The organism is Oleidesulfovibrio vietnamensis, from assembly GCF_055388115.1.
The window spans coordinates 418,587-433,297 of the sequence record NZ_AP042419.1 but is presented as its reverse complement, the minus strand read 5'-3'; the positions used below and the strand labels follow the sequence as shown (position 1 = coordinate 433,297).

Below are 14,711 nucleotides of genomic sequence, written 5' to 3'. Positions count from 1 at the left end.
AAAAGGCTTCCCCCGACGGGGAAGCCTTTTTCATACGCATACGCCGCACTGCGGGCCACGGCGCATACACCGGAAGAATCTATGGCAACCCGTGCATGAACATCATGCTGCGGAACCGTCACTGATTTTATCCGTCAGACCGTGCAGTTCGGCAGTCAGCGCGGCGATATTGCGGATACGCTGCACGGATCGGGAAATGCCTTCAGAAGTCTGCGCGCAGATTCTGTTCACCGCTGCAGTGGCTTCATTCACTTCCTCGCAGGCGGCAGACTGCTGTTCCGCGGCCGTGGCAATGGAAGTCACCTGCACGGCCGACTCTCCCACCAGTGCGGTGATGGCTTCCAGTGCGGCACCCGCCTCGTTGGTCAGCGCATTGTTGTGGGCCACGGCTTCCGAAACCTTGTTCATGCTCTCCACGTTGGCTCCGGCTCCGGCCTGAATACCTTTGATGGCCTCGCCCACCTCGCGGGTTGCCTGCATGGTTTTTTCGGCCAGTTTACGCACTTCGTCAGCCACCACGGCAAAACCGCGTCCGGCGTCACCTGCGCGTGCGGCCTCGATGGCGGCGTTCAGCGCCAGCAGATTTGTCTGGTCGGCGATATCGGTAATCACGCCCATAATGTCTCCGATGCCTTCCACGCGGTGGCTCAATTCGCCCAGAGTCTCTTGCATACGCGTGGTCTGCACATGGACGTCGTTGGTGGCAGTGATAACCTGCTGCACCACGGCAAAACCGCTTTCTGCATCGGCTTTGCTCTGCGTGACATTACGCGCCGCCAGCGAAGCATTGCGCGCCACTTCCGCTATGGTGGCAGTCATCTCCTCCATGGCGGTGGCCGTTTCCTGCGAACGGGCATGCTGGGACTGCGCCCCTGCCGCAATCTCGTTGGAATCACTTTCAAGCCCCGCCGCTTCCACATTCAGCTCGTCAACAATGGCAGCCACCTGCGACGTAAGATCATGCATCATGTTAAGCAGCGATGTAATGCGTGTCCGTTCCTCTTCGGCTTCAAGAGTCGCCTTCCTTGCCTGCTCCGCCTTTTCATCTGCCTGCGCGCTGTGTTCCTCGGCTTCCGTCATGCTGCGCCGCAAACTGTCCACCATGGTATGCACCGAAACAGCCGTTTCGCCCAGTTCGCCGGAAAAACGTGTGGAATCAATGCTGCAGCTGTAGTCTCCTGCGGCCACTGCACCGGTGTAGGCTGTCAGTTCGCCCAGCGGGCGGATAATGGAACGCATAAGCAGCAGACACAATGTGACTATAAGCACAATGATTCCTGCTGAAACACCGATGATGCACCACTTGAGAAACGCTATGGTGTCCTTGAAACGATAGACTTCGTTATCGTAGGCTTTGTCTTTTATTGTAGTCAGTTCGCCGAAATATTTACGCGACTGCTGCGCCAGCGGTGTGGCGGACTGACCGTATTCCGCATACTGCAGATGCCGCATTCCCTCAGGAATGGACTGCATTTTTGTGGCAAAGCGCAATCCGTCCTGTACAAAAGCAAGCGCAGCTCTCTTTGCCTTGGCAACAAGCTGTCGCTCTTCTGCACCCACAGCGCCGCCTTCAAGTATCACAAAGTTTTTTTCTATGGCTTCAATGCGCTTTTGCAGCTTATCTATATCTTTATCTGCGTCACTACCAAGCATTATATTCCGGGTAAGACGGCTTACATAGTTAATGTCTCTGTTTATGGCCGTTGTGGCAACTTTACCATCCAGTGTATTTTCCTTCATGCTGACAAAAGATCCGTGCAGCTTGGCCAGCGTACCCACAGACAAACCGAGAATGCAGAGCATGGAGACTATACAGATAACAATGATACCTGTTATCTTGCCTTTAATGGTCTTGAAACAATTCACGATGCCTCCCCCTTTGAAAGCATGAAAGAATACCCGCCACAGTGCGGAAGAACAAATCCGTATATCAAGCAAATTAAATGCCACCGGCACTGAACACCACAGACGTTCGTCTTTACAACGGTTATGTGCTGTGGACGTTTTTCTGCCGGCAGAATAAATGCAAACAAAAGTTTACACTATGCAAACTGCGGGCTACACACGCATGCAGCAATGCGCTGGTGTGCGCCATGCGCGCGGCTGCGGCACCCCGCAGACACTAAAAAAGCTGCCAACCGGAGATAACACCGGCGGCAGCCTGAAGCTGTGCGTAAACCGAAAATGCAGGTCAGCTGCGGATAATTTCCGCCACGGTTTCAGCGGCCATGCGGGCACCGCCGCGGCGCTTTTCAACATATCCGGCAAACCGTGCCGCCACTCTTGTCTTGGGGGCCGGACGTCTGAGCAGACGCAGCAGTTCCTGCGCTGCCTCCTCCGGCCCGCCGGTACGCTGCACAAGTCCCTGCTCCATTATATCGTCGCCCACCCAGTAAAAATTACTCCAGTGCGGCCCGATAACAGGCACGATGCCGTGTGCCAGCGGTTCAAGAAAATTCTGTCCGCCCAGCGGGCGCAGACTGCCGCCCACAAAGACACCGCGGGCCAGTGCGTACACATGGTCCAGTTCGCCGAAAGCATCCCACAGAACCACCGTACCGGGCGCCACGGGTTCACGCACGGCAGAACGCAGCACCCACGGCATCCCCGCCTCGTCAAGCCGGATGCGCCAGCGGGCCACCCGCTCCAGATGGCGCGGCACCAGCGCGATGCAGGTGCGCGGACGTTCTCCGGCCACCGCCCGCAGCAGATATTCCGCATCCTCTTCTTCCTCGCGGCGCACAGAAGCCAGCACGGCAACTGATGTTCCGGGCCTGAACACCGTACCCAGCAGCGGGTTGGGTCCCTGCGCTGCGCCCTGCGGAACTCTGTCGAACTTGATGTTGGGCATCACGCGCACCCGCCCGTGGCCGAACAGCACCGCATAACGGGCCGCATCGTGCTCCGACATGGCCAGCACGGCAGCCGGAGGCACCGCGCGCAGAAATCCGTCAAAATTGAGATAGCCCGCAAGACTTCCCGGCGTCATGCGTCCGTTGACAACAACATAGGGTACACCGGCCTGCGCACAGGCCGCCATCAGCGCAGGCCACAGCTCCGTTTCAAGCAGCACCACGGCACGGGCGCCCGTAAGCTGCAGCGCGCGGCGCATCACGGCGGGTTCGTCTAAAGGAAAAAAGCGCACTTCCACACGCATGTCCGGCCGGTGCTCCGCACACCAGGCCGCGGCAGAATCAAGAATACCGCGCCCCTGCACCGTGCATGTGGTCAGCAGCACGCTGCCTGCACTGCCCTGCGGCAGATGGCGCAGCAGCTGCCACGCAAGATACGATTCACCGACCGATGCCGACTGGATCCACAGATCTGCCTGCGGGGTGCGCCCGCGGGGTGCCAGCCGCTCGTCAAAACCGTGCCGCAGCCGGCGGTGACGTGCCAGCAGGGGGCGGCACAACCGCCATGCCGCGCCATACAGCGAAAGCAGCAGACGGTGTCTTGTGCTCAGGGTCATGCCTTCTCCTGTTGTTTGCCGTGGGCGGCCAGTCCCAGCTCGATAAGCCGCCCGATCAACCCGTCAAAGGAAATGCCCACGGCAGCCGCTTCCTGCGGCAGCAGGCTTGTGGCCGTCATGCCCGGCAGCGTGTTCACTTCCAGCAGGGACAATGCTCCGGCAGGCGTCAGAATAAAATCTGAACGGCTGTAACCGCGCAGCCCCAGTGCGCGGTGCGCCCGCAGCGCGTATTCGCGCACCTTGGCCGTAACTTCTCCGGGCAGCGGCGCGGGACACAGTTCTTCCGCCTGCCCCGGAGTGTATTTGCTGGCATAATCAAAAAATCCGGAGCCCAGCGGACGGATGAGAATGGGCGGCAAGGCTTCGTCGCCCAGCACACCGCAAGTCACCTCCACGCCTTCCACGGCGGGTTCTATAATGGCCTCGCCGCCGCGGGTGAAAAGCTCGTCAAGCGCGCGGGCAAGCTCGCCCGGGCAGCTGACGCGGTGCAGAGCAAGGCTTGATCCGCCGTTGTTGGACTTGATAAATGCCGGAAAAGCGAAAGGCGGCTCCCAGTCCGCTCCCGGATGCGCCGGCAGAAAAACCCATTCCGGTGTGGGCAGGCCGTTTCTGACAAACACTTCCTTTGCCGCGGCCTTGTTCAGCGCCAGAAAAGACCCCGCAGGGCCGGACCCCTGATACGGCACGCCGGCCGTTTCCAGCAGCGCCTGCACAAGGCCGTCTTCTCCCGGTTGCCCGTGCAGGTTTAAAAAGGCGAAATCATGGGCCTGTGCAGCCTCCAGAAGGCCCGCAAGCGTCCGGCAGGGGTCAAAAAGAGTAACCTGATGCCCCAGCCGCTCCAGCGCGGCGTGAATGCCCCGCGCACCGGAAAGCGATACGTCCCGTTCCTCAGACCAGCCCCCGGCTATCAAAAGAATACGCATTGAAATCTATCTCCAGTCGCTCTGCAAGAGCGCGCTCAATATCTGCAGCCTGTTCCAGCGACAGGGTTATGTACTGCCTGCTTTTTTCCGTTCTGCCGTAACGCACCATAAGGTCGTCATACCGTTCGGCAAGCGACACGATACGCTCGTGGCGTACGCGTTTATCGGCATATATGATGACGCACGGCAGAAAATGCCTGTCAAGCGAGATGCTCCACGGCCACCACACATGGTGCACGACACCCTGTGCTATGGCGGGGTTGCCGGTTTCTTTCAGCACCCATGCAGCCCCCAGCTGTGCGTGATTGCCGCCGTGCAGTATGGTATATATTTTCGCCAGATCATGCAGCAGGGCGCTGGCAAGCACCGTGTCGGCGCAGACATTCATACCGCTGCGCCGCGCATGCAGGGCTATGGTGTGCGCCACCTGCGCCACGGCCTCGCTGTGCTGCCGGATGTGGTCCGGCATGGCGTATTTATTCCACAGCAGCCGGCAGGCTGCCGGTTCCGGCACGTTCCAGCGCGCATCCGCGGCAAAAAACCGCGGCGGGGTTTCTTCTTCCCGCAGCGGTCTGCGTTCCGCGGCCTGTGTGCCCGTTTTCATAACTGCAATACCTCGCTCGGCAGCCCGTGCTGCATCTTGCTTTATTCCGGTGTACCAACACGCAGATAAAAAAGCAAAGCCGCCGCCCCCCGTGCGGGCTGTCTGTATGCCCAAATCATCACGAATCCCGCCAAGTTGACAGGTAAAGGTTCTTGAGCGTAGCTACTAGACTGTCACGCGTACCGGTGCCGCGGCGTCGGGCCCGCCGCACCGCGGCCCTGCCGCAACGCGCGGAAAAAACGCCCTTCTGCCGCTCCGTGCTTCTGCGGCCCCCGCACCTCTAGAGGAAGGAAGGATACCACGTGAACTTTTCCAATGCGTTCAAAGATCCTGTGCTGTGCCGCGGGCTGCTGGACCGGCTTCGTGCCGAGACAGACGCCCCGCTGCGTTTCATGGAAGTGTGCGGCACACATACCGTGGCCATATTCCAGAGCGGTCTGCGCCCGCTGCTGCCGGAACAGGTCGTCCATGTGTCCGGCCCCGGGTGTCCGGTCTGTGTGACCCACGAAAGCGAGATAGCCGCCTATCTGGAACTGGCGGAACGCGACAAGGTGATCATCGCCACGTTCGGCGACCTTATGCGTGTTCCCGGCCCCGGTGGCAAAACACTTAAAAGCGCACAGGCCGCCGGTGCCCGCATCGAAGTGGTCTATTCACCCGTGGACGCACTGTCACTTGCCGCTGCCCACCCGCAGTCCACGGTGGTTTTTCTGGGCATCGGTTTTGAAACCACCACCCCCGCCGTGGCCGCCACCATCAAAACCGCAGACCGGCAGGGGCTGAAGAATTTTCAGGTACTTTCCTTTCACAAACTGGTGCCCCCCGCTCTGGGCGCGCTGCTTTCCGACCCTGACTGTGCAGTGGATGCTTTTCTGCTGCCGGGACATGTTTCCACCATTCTGGGCACGGCCCCGTACAACTTTGTGGCCGAACAGTTTCACACCCCCGGCGTGGTGGCCGGTTTTGACCCTGCCGACATTCTGCAGGCGCTGCTGCTGATGGTGCAGATGCGCCGCCGAGGCGAATACGCCATCACCAACCAGTACAGCCGCGCGGTAAGCGACAACGGCAACCCCAAGGCGCGCAGCATCATGTACGAGGTATTCCGTCCTGCAGACGCGCTGTGGCGCGGCATCGGCACCATACCCGACAGCGGGCTGGTGTTCACCGACGCCTACAGACAATTCGACGCCATGGAACAGCAGGAACTGACCCTGCGGGACGTGCCCAACACACCCGGATGCAGATGCGGCGACGTGCTCAAGGGCAAAATGCAGCCCGACAACTGTCCGCTGTTTGCCAAGGCCTGCACACCCGCCCGCCCCGTGGGACCGTGCATGGTTTCCACCGAAGGAAGCTGCGCCGCCTATTTCAAATACAATATCGGGAGCTGACCCCATGACTGCAGAAACTCTGCTGCTCGATTACGGAAGCGGCGGCCGCGCCTCGCAGAGGCTTATCGCCGAGCTGTTCTTCAAGCATTTTGACAACCCCTATCTGACGGCCATGAACGACGGTGCCGTGCTGGACATCCGCGGCCCCGTGGCCATGTCCACAGACAGCTATACCGTTGACCCGCTGTTTTTTCCCGGCGGAGACATAGGCACACTGGCCGTGCACGGCACAGTCAACGACGTGGCCATGATGGGCGCGCGTCCGGCATACCTCAGCTGCGGCTTCATTCTGGAAGAAGGTCTGCCCATGGAAACACTGGAACGCATTGTCACTTCCATGGGGCTTGCCGCGCGCGAATCCGGCGTACTTATCGTTACCGGCGACACAAAGGTTGTTCCCCGCGGCTGCGTGGATAAAATTTTTATCAACACCACGGGCGTGGGCGAGATAATCGCCGACCCCGCCCCTGCCGGCGACAAAGCCCGCCCCGGAGACGTCATACTGGTTTCGGGCACCATGGGTGACCACGGACTGACCATCCTTTCGCATCGCGAAGGCCTTTCCTTTGCCACCGACGTGGCCAGCGACTCCGCACCGCTGGCGCGCATGGTCGAGCGGCTGACATACGAAACAGGCAGCATACATGTGCTGCGCGACCCCACCCGCGGGGGGCTGGCCACCACACTCAACGAAATCGCCGCACAGTCTGGCATGGTCTTCACCATTCGCGAAGAGGATATCCCCGTGCGCGAATCGGTACGCAGCGGGTGCTCGTTTCTCGGTCTCGACCCGCTGTATCTGGCCAACGAAGGAAAACTCATCTGCATACTGCCCGCCGATAAAGCACAGCAGGCGCTGGAAATCATGCGCCAGACCCAGTTCGGCGGCGACGCTGCCGTTATCGGACAGGTGCTTGCCCCCGGCGACGGCCCGGGCAAAGCCGGTCAGGTGGTGATGCAGACCCCGCTGGGCGGCCACAGACTGCTGAACATGCTGGAGGGCGAACAGCTGCCCCGCATCTGCTGACAGCCGTCTGCGGTGCACCACGGCACCTGTTGACGTACCGCCTTTTTTGATGTGTACAGGCGGTGCCGTCGGCACGACATAAACAATTTACAGAACGCCGGACGGTCCTGTCCGGCGTTCTCAATTATGGTGCAGCATGCGAACCAAAATCCTTCTGGCGGGCAACTATGCTCCCGCCCTGCTGCTCTTCAGGGGCGAATTCATCCGTGATCTGGTGCGCGCCGGTCACGAAGTGGTGTGCACCGCGCCGGAAGACGACGAAAAAACCCGCGACGCACTGGCACAGATGGGGGTGCGTTACCGGACGGTTCCGCTGAAGCGCACCGGTATGAACCCGCTGCGCGACTGCATCACATTCCTTTGCTATCTGTGGACTTTTCTTGAAGAACGTCCCGATGTGGTGCTCACCAGCTCCATCAAGCCGGTCATCTACGGCGGACTGGCGGCGTGGCTTGCCCGCGTGCCCCGCCGTTTCGGCATGATCACCGGACTGGGGTACGCATTTTCGCACAGGCAGGGCCTGCGGGGACTGCTCAACAGGCTTGTCAGGGGGCTTTATGCTCTTGTCATGCCCCGGTATCAGGCCGTTTTTTTTCTTAATCCGGACGACAAAGCCCTGTTCGACGCTGAAAAGCTGACCCGCAGCACCACGGCCGTGGTGCTGAACGGTGAAGGCGTGAACCTTGACCATTATGCCTGCCGCCCGCCGCAGCAGGACCCTGTGGAATTCCTGCTGGTGGCGCGGCTGCTCAGGGCCAAGGGCGTGCCGGAATTCTGCGAGGCCGCACTGATGCTCGCCCCGCGTTATCCTCAGGCACGGTTCCGCCTTGTGGGCTGGCACGACAAAGGGCCCGATTCCGTCTCGGAGGCTGATATCGCCCGCTGGACGGCAGGCGGCGTGCAGTATGACGGCCCCGCGGACGATGTGCGCCCCGCGCTGCACAGCGCCTCGGTGTATGTGCTGCCCTCTCACCGCGAAGGCACTCCGCGCTCCACCATGGAAGCCATGAGCACCGGCCGTCCTGTCATCACCACAGATGCACCCGGCTGCCGTGAGACCGTAAAACACGGCGAAAACGGCTTTCTGGTACCCGCAGGTGACACTGCGGCACTGGCTGCCGCCATGGAAAAATTTATCACACAGCCGCAGCTCATCGCGCCCATGGGCGCCCGCAGCCGCGCCATGGCCGAAGAACGGTACGACGTACGCGAAGTGAACCGCATCATATTCCGTACCATGCGCCTGCCCGAAGCAGCCAACGGCCCCCGCCCGCGCAGGGTGACGCCTCCCGCGCTCAAACGGGCCTTTGATCTCGGGCTGGCTGTCCCCGCTTTCATCCTGCTGCTGCCGGTCATGGCCGCCGTTGCGGTTGCCGTGCGGCGCAAGCTGTCCAGAGACGTGTTCTTCCGGCAGATACGCCCCGGTAAAAACGGCAGGCCCTTCACCATCATCAAATTCCGCACCATGACCGATGCGCGAGACTCCCGCGGCAACCTGCTGCCCGACGGCGAACGCCTGACAGACTTCGGCCGGTTTCTGCGCGCAAGCTCGCTTGATGAACTGCCTGAGTTGTGGAACGTGATACGGGGCGACATGAGTCTGGTCGGCCCGCGGCCGCTGCTGATGCAGTATCTGCCGCTGTACACACCCAGACAGGCGTCACGCATGGATGTACTGCCCGGCATAACCGGCTGGGCGCAGGTCAACGGCCGCAATGCCGTGGACTGGGACGACAAGCTGGAAATGGATGCATGGTATGTGGACAACCACACGCTCTGCCTTGACATCCGCATCATCTTAATGACCGTCATAAAAGTCTTCCGCCGTGAAGGTGTGGCCAAACAGGGGCACGCCACCACGGATACATTCACCGGCAGTGCACGGCACGATGACGGACGCTCTGCCAGATACGGCCGCAACCATGAACAGTAACCTGTGCTTCATGCGGCGCCGCGCTACCGGCAGCTACGCAGGCCGCATATCCGCCGTTTTATCCGGTGCCCTGCGCAGGATGCCGCGCCGCACCCGCCTGAGCGTGCCGCAGGCACGTCTTCCTTCCGCGTCGTAACCTTCCTACGGCACACAGACTGCCATATCTGTTACTCAGCACAGAACATTCTCAGACATGCTGCATAATTTACAACAGGCATTGTAACAACTGCCCTGATAGACTATAACAGCACCGCTGTTGCGTTCCATATCACCCTCACAGGGGAGAATTTTATGACACAGACACAAAAACGCATATTCCTCTCGCCGCCGCATATGGGCGGCAGCGAGCTTGATTTCATACATACCGCATTTGAAAGTAATTATGTCGCACCGCTCGGCCCCATGGTAGATGCCTTTGAACGCAATTTCAGTACGTTCACCGGTATTCCCCACTGCGCCGCCCTCAGCAGCGGCACCGCCGCCCTGCACCTTGCCCTGCGCACTCTGGGCACGGGTCCCGGCGATATCGTGCTGGCGTCCACACTGACGTTCATCGGCAGCGTAAGCCCCATCACCTTCACCGGAGCGCAGCCTGTTTTCATCGACAGCGACACCGAAACATGGAACATGAACCCCGACCTGCTGGCCGAAGCCGTGGCCGGATACGCAGCTGCCGGTCGCATTCCCCGTGCGGTCATAGTTACCGACCTGTACGGACAATGCGCCGACTATGACAGGCTGCTTGAAATATGCGCCCCTCACGGCATTCCCCTGATCATCGATGCAGCGGAATCGGCCGGTGCGCGCTACAGAAACCGTCATGCCGGCACAGGCGGCTACTGCTCTGTCTTCTCATTCAACGGCAATAAAATCATCACCACTTCCGGCGGCGGCATGCTGTGCACGGACAATCCGGCCGTGGCCGAAAAAACCCGCTGGCTTGCCCAGCAGGCACGCGACCCCGCCCCCTATTACGAACACAGCGAGATAGGCTACAATTACCGCATGAGTAACATCTGCGCCGCCATAGGGTGCGGTCAGCTGGAAGTGCTGGCACGGCGCGTGGCCCAGAAAAGAGCCATATGCGAACATTACCGCAGGGTTCTGGAGCCGCGCGAGGGCATCGCCTTCATGCCTGAAGCGCCCTACGGCCAGAGCTCGCGCTGGCTTACGGTCATAACGCTGGATCCGGCCCGCTGCCGGTGCACGCCAGAAGGACTGCGCCGGGCACTGGAAGACTGCAACATCGAATCGCGCCCCGTATGGAAACCCATGCACATGCAGCCGGTATTCAAAGACTGCAGGGTGTTCGGCGGCAGCGTGAGCGAACGTCTCTTCCACACCGGTCTGTGCCTGCCTTCGGGTACCGCCATGACCGGACAAGACCTGACCCGCGTAACGGATGCCATCCTGCGCGCGCTTGACGGACAGCCATGCGAATAGCACTGCGCACCGCCAACTTCTACATCATGATGTGCGTGGACCTGCTGTGCTTTGCAGCCGCGCTGTACGCCGCCTATATGCTGCGGTTCGACTTTTCCATTCCCTATCTGCATGTCGAACGCATGAAAGGACTGCTGCCATGGGTACTGCCCATGAAGCTCGCCGTGTTCGTGGTATTTTCCATGTACCGCGGCATGTGGCGCTACACCAGCCTGCGCGACTCCATACTGCTGCTGCGCGCCGCAAGCGTGCAGAGCCTGCTTGTCATCGCAGGGGTGGCATACCTTACCGGATTTGCGGGCTATTCACGCGCCGTCTTCGGCATGGACTTTCTGCTTACCTTTCTGTTCACCGGCGGCGCGCGTCTGGGTATCCGCATTCTGTTCTCCCTGCGCGAGACAGGGCGCTTCTGGCTGCCCATGACGGGCCGCACCGCGCGCAAGGGAGCCAGAAGGGTCATCATAATCGGCGCCGGCAGAGCCGGAGAACGGCTGGTCAGCGAACTGAACCGTGATGTGTCGCTGGGCTACTTCCCCGTGGGGTTCGTGGACAACAACCCCGCCCTGAAAGGCAGAACCATCCACGGCCGTCCCGTCATGGGCACGCTGGACCGCCTGCCCGAAGCCATTGTCTCCACCCGTGCCGAAGAACTGCTCATCGCCCTTACGGAAGCTTCTTCCGAGCAGGTGCGCCACATAGTGCAGGCCTGTTCGGAAACGGGTCTGCCCTGCAAAATACTGCCGCCCATGAACGAAATTCTGGATTTCAAACGCGGCATAAAAAACATGCGCGAGGTCAACTACCTCGACCTGCTGGGCCGGTCGCCGGTGGAACTGGATACCGGAGCCATCAGCCGCTACCTGCAGGGCAAATGCATTCTGGTCACCGGCTGCGGCGGCTCCATAGGATCAGAGCTGGTCAGGCAGATTATCCGGTATGCTCCCGCCCGTCTGGTGCTGGTGGATGCCAGCGAATTCAATCTGTATAAAATACAGATGGATCTTGAACACGTACACGGCTTTCACGACTATGTGGCCATACTGGGCAATATCCGCGATGCCCACCTGATGCGCACCACATTTGCCGCACACAAACCAGAGGCTGTCTTCCACGCCGCGGCGTACAAGCATGTGCCCATGCTTGAGCGTAACCCGTGGCAGGCCGTGCAGAACAATATTCTGGGCACCCAGACACTCATGCAGGCCGCCCACGATGCCGGAGTGCAGCGTTTTGTGGTGGTCTCCACCGACAAGGCGGTACGCCCCACCAACGTCATGGGGGCTTCCAAGCGGGTAACAGAACTGCTCATGCGCAGGTTCTCCGGCAGTTCCACACGGTTTATGGCCGTGCGCTTCGGCAATGTGGTCGGGTCGTCCGGCTCCGTTGTGCCGCTGTTTCTCGACCAGATTGCCAGAGGCGGCCCCGTCACGGTCACGCATCCCGAAGTAACCCGATACTTCATGTCCATTGCCGAAGCCGCGCAGCTTATTCTGCAGGCGGGCACCATGGCGCAGGGCGGCGAGATATTTGTGCTGGATATGGGGGTACCTGTCAAAATAGCAGATATGGCCAAAGACCTTATCCGCCTTGCCGGACTGGAACCCGAAGTGGATATTCCCATTGTCTTCACCGGCCTGCGCGAAGGTGAAAAACTGTACGAAGAGCTGATTACCGCTGACGAAGGCGTGGTGCGCACCGAGCATGACAAGATTATGGTGCTGCGCTGCTGTGACAGCGCCCAGATATCTGAAAGCGCCCTGCAGACTCTGGAACAGGGCCTGCAACAGGCCGTGCAGGCAGCACAGGCGCACGACGGTGCAGCAGTGCGCAGAGCGCTGCATGTGCTGGTGCCCGAATACACCGAAGTTGAACATACGCACACAGAGACCGGCGCGTCTGGCGCGCCGGAACCTGCCGCACTCCGGCCGGAACCTGCGTGACGTTCGCTGCCCCGCAGATAAAACAAACGGCCCCGGCATGACGCCGGGGCCGCTTTTTTATGATCATGAAATATAAAAAAATATCACACTTTGCCCGCAAGGGGTATGGCCGGAGTGCCCGCCACCACACTGCCTGCGGACACATGGCGCAGAACAGTGGCCCCCGCGCCTATGACCGCACCGTCGCCTATGCTGACCCCCGGAACAACGGTGGCTCCGGCTCCCACAAAAACACCGCTGCCCAGCCGCACCCCGCCGCACAGCGTGACTCCGGGCGCCACATGGCAATGTTCGCCCACCACGCAATCATGGTCGACAACCGCACGGTGATTAATGATGGAATTCACCCCCACTCTGACCGACGGCGCCACCACAGCGCCTGCAAGCACCTGCACGCCATCCGCCAGCACGGCATCCTGCGCTATGACGGCCGCCGGATGACACACCGTCGCAAAACGCCAGCCCCCGGCTGTCAGACGGGCATGGACATGTGCCCGCACATTGCGGCCGCCCACATACCCGATGCCGTTCAGCAGTGCGACGTTGCCGCAATTGCAAAAACTGCCCAGCTGCGCGGCCGGTTTCACTTCCAGACCGCAGAAAACCGTTCCGGCACGTGCCGCATCATCGTCCGCGCAGAAAAGCACACGCCCGCCGCCGGCACGCGCCGCATCAAGCAGCACTTTGCCGTGGCCGCCCGCACCAAAAAGAACAAGTGAATCCATGATAATCCAACCGCCAGTACAGAAAATGCAGTGAATGGACGCAGCGCCCGTAATGGTGTATCAGTCGCCGGAACAAGACCGTGCTTCCCTCCGGCGCTCAAGGACGCGGAAGGAGGCAGCCGGAAGATACAGCAGAGTCCGCAGCATACGCCCTGCGGCAGGTGTCCGCAACTCCGGCACATCACACGTCCGACAGGAGACAACGCATGTCCAGATATACCGAACTGCTCCGTCAATTGCAGGAGGCTCCCCGCACATGGCTCATAACCGGCGTGGCGGGCTTCATAGGCTCCAACCTGCTTGAAACCCTGCTCAGCCACGGCCAGACCGTCACCGGTCTTGATAATTTCATGACCGGACACAGAAAAAACCTCGACATGGTGCGCGACGCTGTCACTCCGGAACAGTGGAGCCGCTTCCGGTTCATCGAAGGTGACATCCGCTCGCTGGAAACCTGCCGCGAAGCGTGCGCCGGCGCGGACTACGTTCTGCATCAGGCTGCGCTCGGTTCGGTACCGCGTTCCATTGATGACCCGCTGCTGACCAATACCTGTAACATCGACGGCTTTGTAAACATGCTGGTGGCCGCACGCGATGCGGATGTCCGCAGATTTGTCTACGCCGCTTCCAGCTCGACCTACGGTGACGAGCCCAACCTGCCCAAGCAGGAAGACCGCATCGGCAGGCCGCTTTCGCCGTATGCCGTTACAAAGTATGTCAACGAACTGTATGCAGACGTCTTTGCCAGAACCTACGGCATGGAATGCACCGGACTGCGCTATTTCAACGTATTCGGCAAACGTCAGGATCCTGAAGGCGCCTATGCCGCGGTCATCCCGCTGTGGTTTGCCGGTCTGCTGCGCGACCAGCCAGTATTCATAAACGGTGACGGCGAAACCAGCCGCGACTTCTGTCACATAGACAACACTGTGCAGGCCAACCTGCTGGCGGCCACCGCTCCCGATCCCGAAGCAACCAATACTGTATACAACGTGGCCTTCGGAGAACGCACATCGCTGACCGAACTGTACGGCCTCATCCGCGAGGAAGTGGCGCGCCACAATCCGCATGCGTCAGAAAAAGAAGCACAGTACCGCGATTTCCGCGCGGGCGACGTGCGCCACTCTCTGGCTGATATCAGCCGTGCCCGCACCCTGCTGGGCTATGATCCGCAGATTTCCGTCCGTCAGGGGCTGCGCATTTCCGGCGACTGGTACGCAGCAAACCTGTAGCAGCCTGCCTGCATAACAAGA

At 60.5% G+C, this 14,711-nt stretch carries 11 protein-coding genes; 6 read left to right on the top strand and 5 right to left on the bottom strand.

Features of this window, described 5'->3' with window-relative positions; translation table 11 throughout:
- Positions 1 to 102 precede the first annotated feature (102 nt).
- From ACZ5D1_RS01880 to ACZ5D1_RS01865, 4 genes are all read right to left on the bottom strand, one after another.
- Positions 103 to 1,866 (bottom strand): methyl-accepting chemotaxis protein, encoded by a 1,764-nt coding sequence (locus tag ACZ5D1_RS01880; protein WP_464555723.1) that lies wholly within the window; start codon positions 1,864 to 1,866, stop codon positions 103 to 105.
- A 325-nt stretch (positions 1,867 to 2,191) separates the two neighbouring features.
- Entirely contained in the window at positions 2,192 to 3,469 is a 1,278-nt protein-coding gene (locus ACZ5D1_RS01875; RefSeq protein WP_464555722.1) for a 3-deoxy-D-manno-octulosonic acid transferase, read from the bottom strand.
- Positions 3,466 to 4,392, bottom strand: coding sequence for a D-alanine--D-alanine ligase family protein (locus tag ACZ5D1_RS01870; RefSeq protein WP_464555720.1), 927 nt, complete (start codon positions 4,390 to 4,392; stop codon positions 3,466 to 3,468). Before ACZ5D1_RS01870 ends, ACZ5D1_RS01875 begins: the two co-directional genes overlap by 4 nt.
- Positions 4,358 to 4,996 (bottom strand): HD domain-containing protein, encoded by a 639-nt coding sequence (locus ACZ5D1_RS01865; RefSeq protein WP_011366504.1) that lies wholly within the window; start codon positions 4,994 to 4,996, stop codon positions 4,358 to 4,360. Before ACZ5D1_RS01865 ends, ACZ5D1_RS01870 begins: the two co-directional genes overlap by 35 nt.
- A gap of 302 nt (positions 4,997 to 5,298) precedes the next feature.
- Between ACZ5D1_RS01865 and hypD the strand changes: the two genes are divergently transcribed.
- The 5 genes from hypD (at position 5,299) to ACZ5D1_RS01840 (ending at position 12,733) form a co-directional block, all read left to right on the top strand.
- Positions 5,299 to 6,390, top strand: a complete 1,092-nt coding sequence (gene hypD / locus ACZ5D1_RS01860) for a hydrogenase formation protein HypD (protein WP_011366503.1) — start codon at positions 5,299 to 5,301, stop codon at positions 6,388 to 6,390.
- A 4-nt stretch (positions 6,391 to 6,394) separates the two neighbouring features.
- The gene (gene hypE / locus ACZ5D1_RS01855) at positions 6,395 to 7,417 is read left to right on the top strand and encodes a hydrogenase expression/formation protein HypE (protein WP_011366502.1); all 1,023 of its coding nucleotides are present in this window, start codon (positions 6,395 to 6,397) and stop codon (positions 7,415 to 7,417) included.
- A gap of 136 nt (positions 7,418 to 7,553) precedes the next feature.
- Entirely contained in the window at positions 7,554 to 9,350 is a 1,797-nt protein-coding gene (locus tag ACZ5D1_RS01850; protein WP_011366501.1) for a sugar transferase, read from the top strand.
- Positions 9,351 to 9,641: 291 nt separating this feature from the next.
- On the top strand, positions 9,642 to 10,793 hold the full coding sequence (locus ACZ5D1_RS01845) for a DegT/DnrJ/EryC1/StrS family aminotransferase (RefSeq protein ID WP_011366500.1): 1,152 nt from the start codon (positions 9,642 to 9,644) through the stop codon (positions 10,791 to 10,793).
- The gene (locus tag ACZ5D1_RS01840) at positions 10,784 to 12,733 is read left to right on the top strand and encodes a nucleoside-diphosphate sugar epimerase/dehydratase (RefSeq protein ID WP_011366499.1); all 1,950 of its coding nucleotides are present in this window, start codon (positions 10,784 to 10,786) and stop codon (positions 12,731 to 12,733) included. The genes ACZ5D1_RS01845 and ACZ5D1_RS01840 overlap by 10 nt, the downstream gene beginning before the upstream one ends.
- Before the next feature lie 83 nt (positions 12,734 to 12,816).
- Here ACZ5D1_RS01840 and ACZ5D1_RS01835 read toward each other — a convergent pair whose 3' ends face one another.
- Positions 12,817 to 13,458, bottom strand: a complete 642-nt coding sequence (locus ACZ5D1_RS01835) for an acetyltransferase (protein ID WP_011366498.1) — start codon at positions 13,456 to 13,458, stop codon at positions 12,817 to 12,819.
- A 206-nt stretch (positions 13,459 to 13,664) separates the two neighbouring features.
- Between ACZ5D1_RS01835 and ACZ5D1_RS01830 the strand changes: the two genes are divergently transcribed.
- Complete coding sequence (locus tag ACZ5D1_RS01830) at positions 13,665 to 14,690, top strand: NAD-dependent epimerase/dehydratase family protein (RefSeq protein ID WP_011366497.1); 1,026 nt, start codon at positions 13,665 to 13,667, stop codon at positions 14,688 to 14,690.
- Positions 14,691 to 14,711: the final 21 nt, after the last annotated feature.

Excerpts from the sequence above, each read along its gene's own strand:
- ACZ5D1_RS01845 (WP_011366500.1), top strand. The coding sequence starts at position 9,642 with ATGACACAGACACAAAAACGCATATTCCTCTCGCCGCCGCATATGGGC.
- ACZ5D1_RS01850 (WP_011366501.1), top strand. The coding sequence starts at position 7,554 with ATGCGAACCAAAATCCTTCTGGCGGGCAACTATGCTCCCGCCCTGCTG.
- ACZ5D1_RS01835 (WP_011366498.1), bottom strand. The coding sequence starts at position 13,458 with ATGGATTCACTTGTTCTTTTTGGTGCGGGCGGCCACGGCAAAGTGCTG.
- ACZ5D1_RS01865 (WP_011366504.1), bottom strand. The coding sequence starts at position 4,996 with ATGAAAACGGGCACACAGGCCGCGGAACGCAGACCGCTGCGGGAAGAA.
- ACZ5D1_RS01840 (WP_011366499.1), top strand. The coding sequence starts at position 10,784 with ATGCGAATAGCACTGCGCACCGCCAACTTCTACATCATGATGTGCGTG.
- hypE (WP_011366502.1), top strand. The coding sequence starts at position 6,395 with ATGACTGCAGAAACTCTGCTGCTCGATTACGGAAGCGGCGGCCGCGCC.
- ACZ5D1_RS01870 (WP_464555720.1), bottom strand. The coding sequence starts at position 4,392 with ATGCGTATTCTTTTGATAGCCGGGGGCTGGTCTGAGGAACGGGACGTA.
- ACZ5D1_RS01875 (WP_464555722.1), bottom strand. The coding sequence starts at position 3,469 with ATGACCCTGAGCACAAGACACCGTCTGCTGCTTTCGCTGTATGGCGCG.
- ACZ5D1_RS01830 (WP_011366497.1), top strand. The coding sequence starts at position 13,665 with ATGTCCAGATATACCGAACTGCTCCGTCAATTGCAGGAGGCTCCCCGC.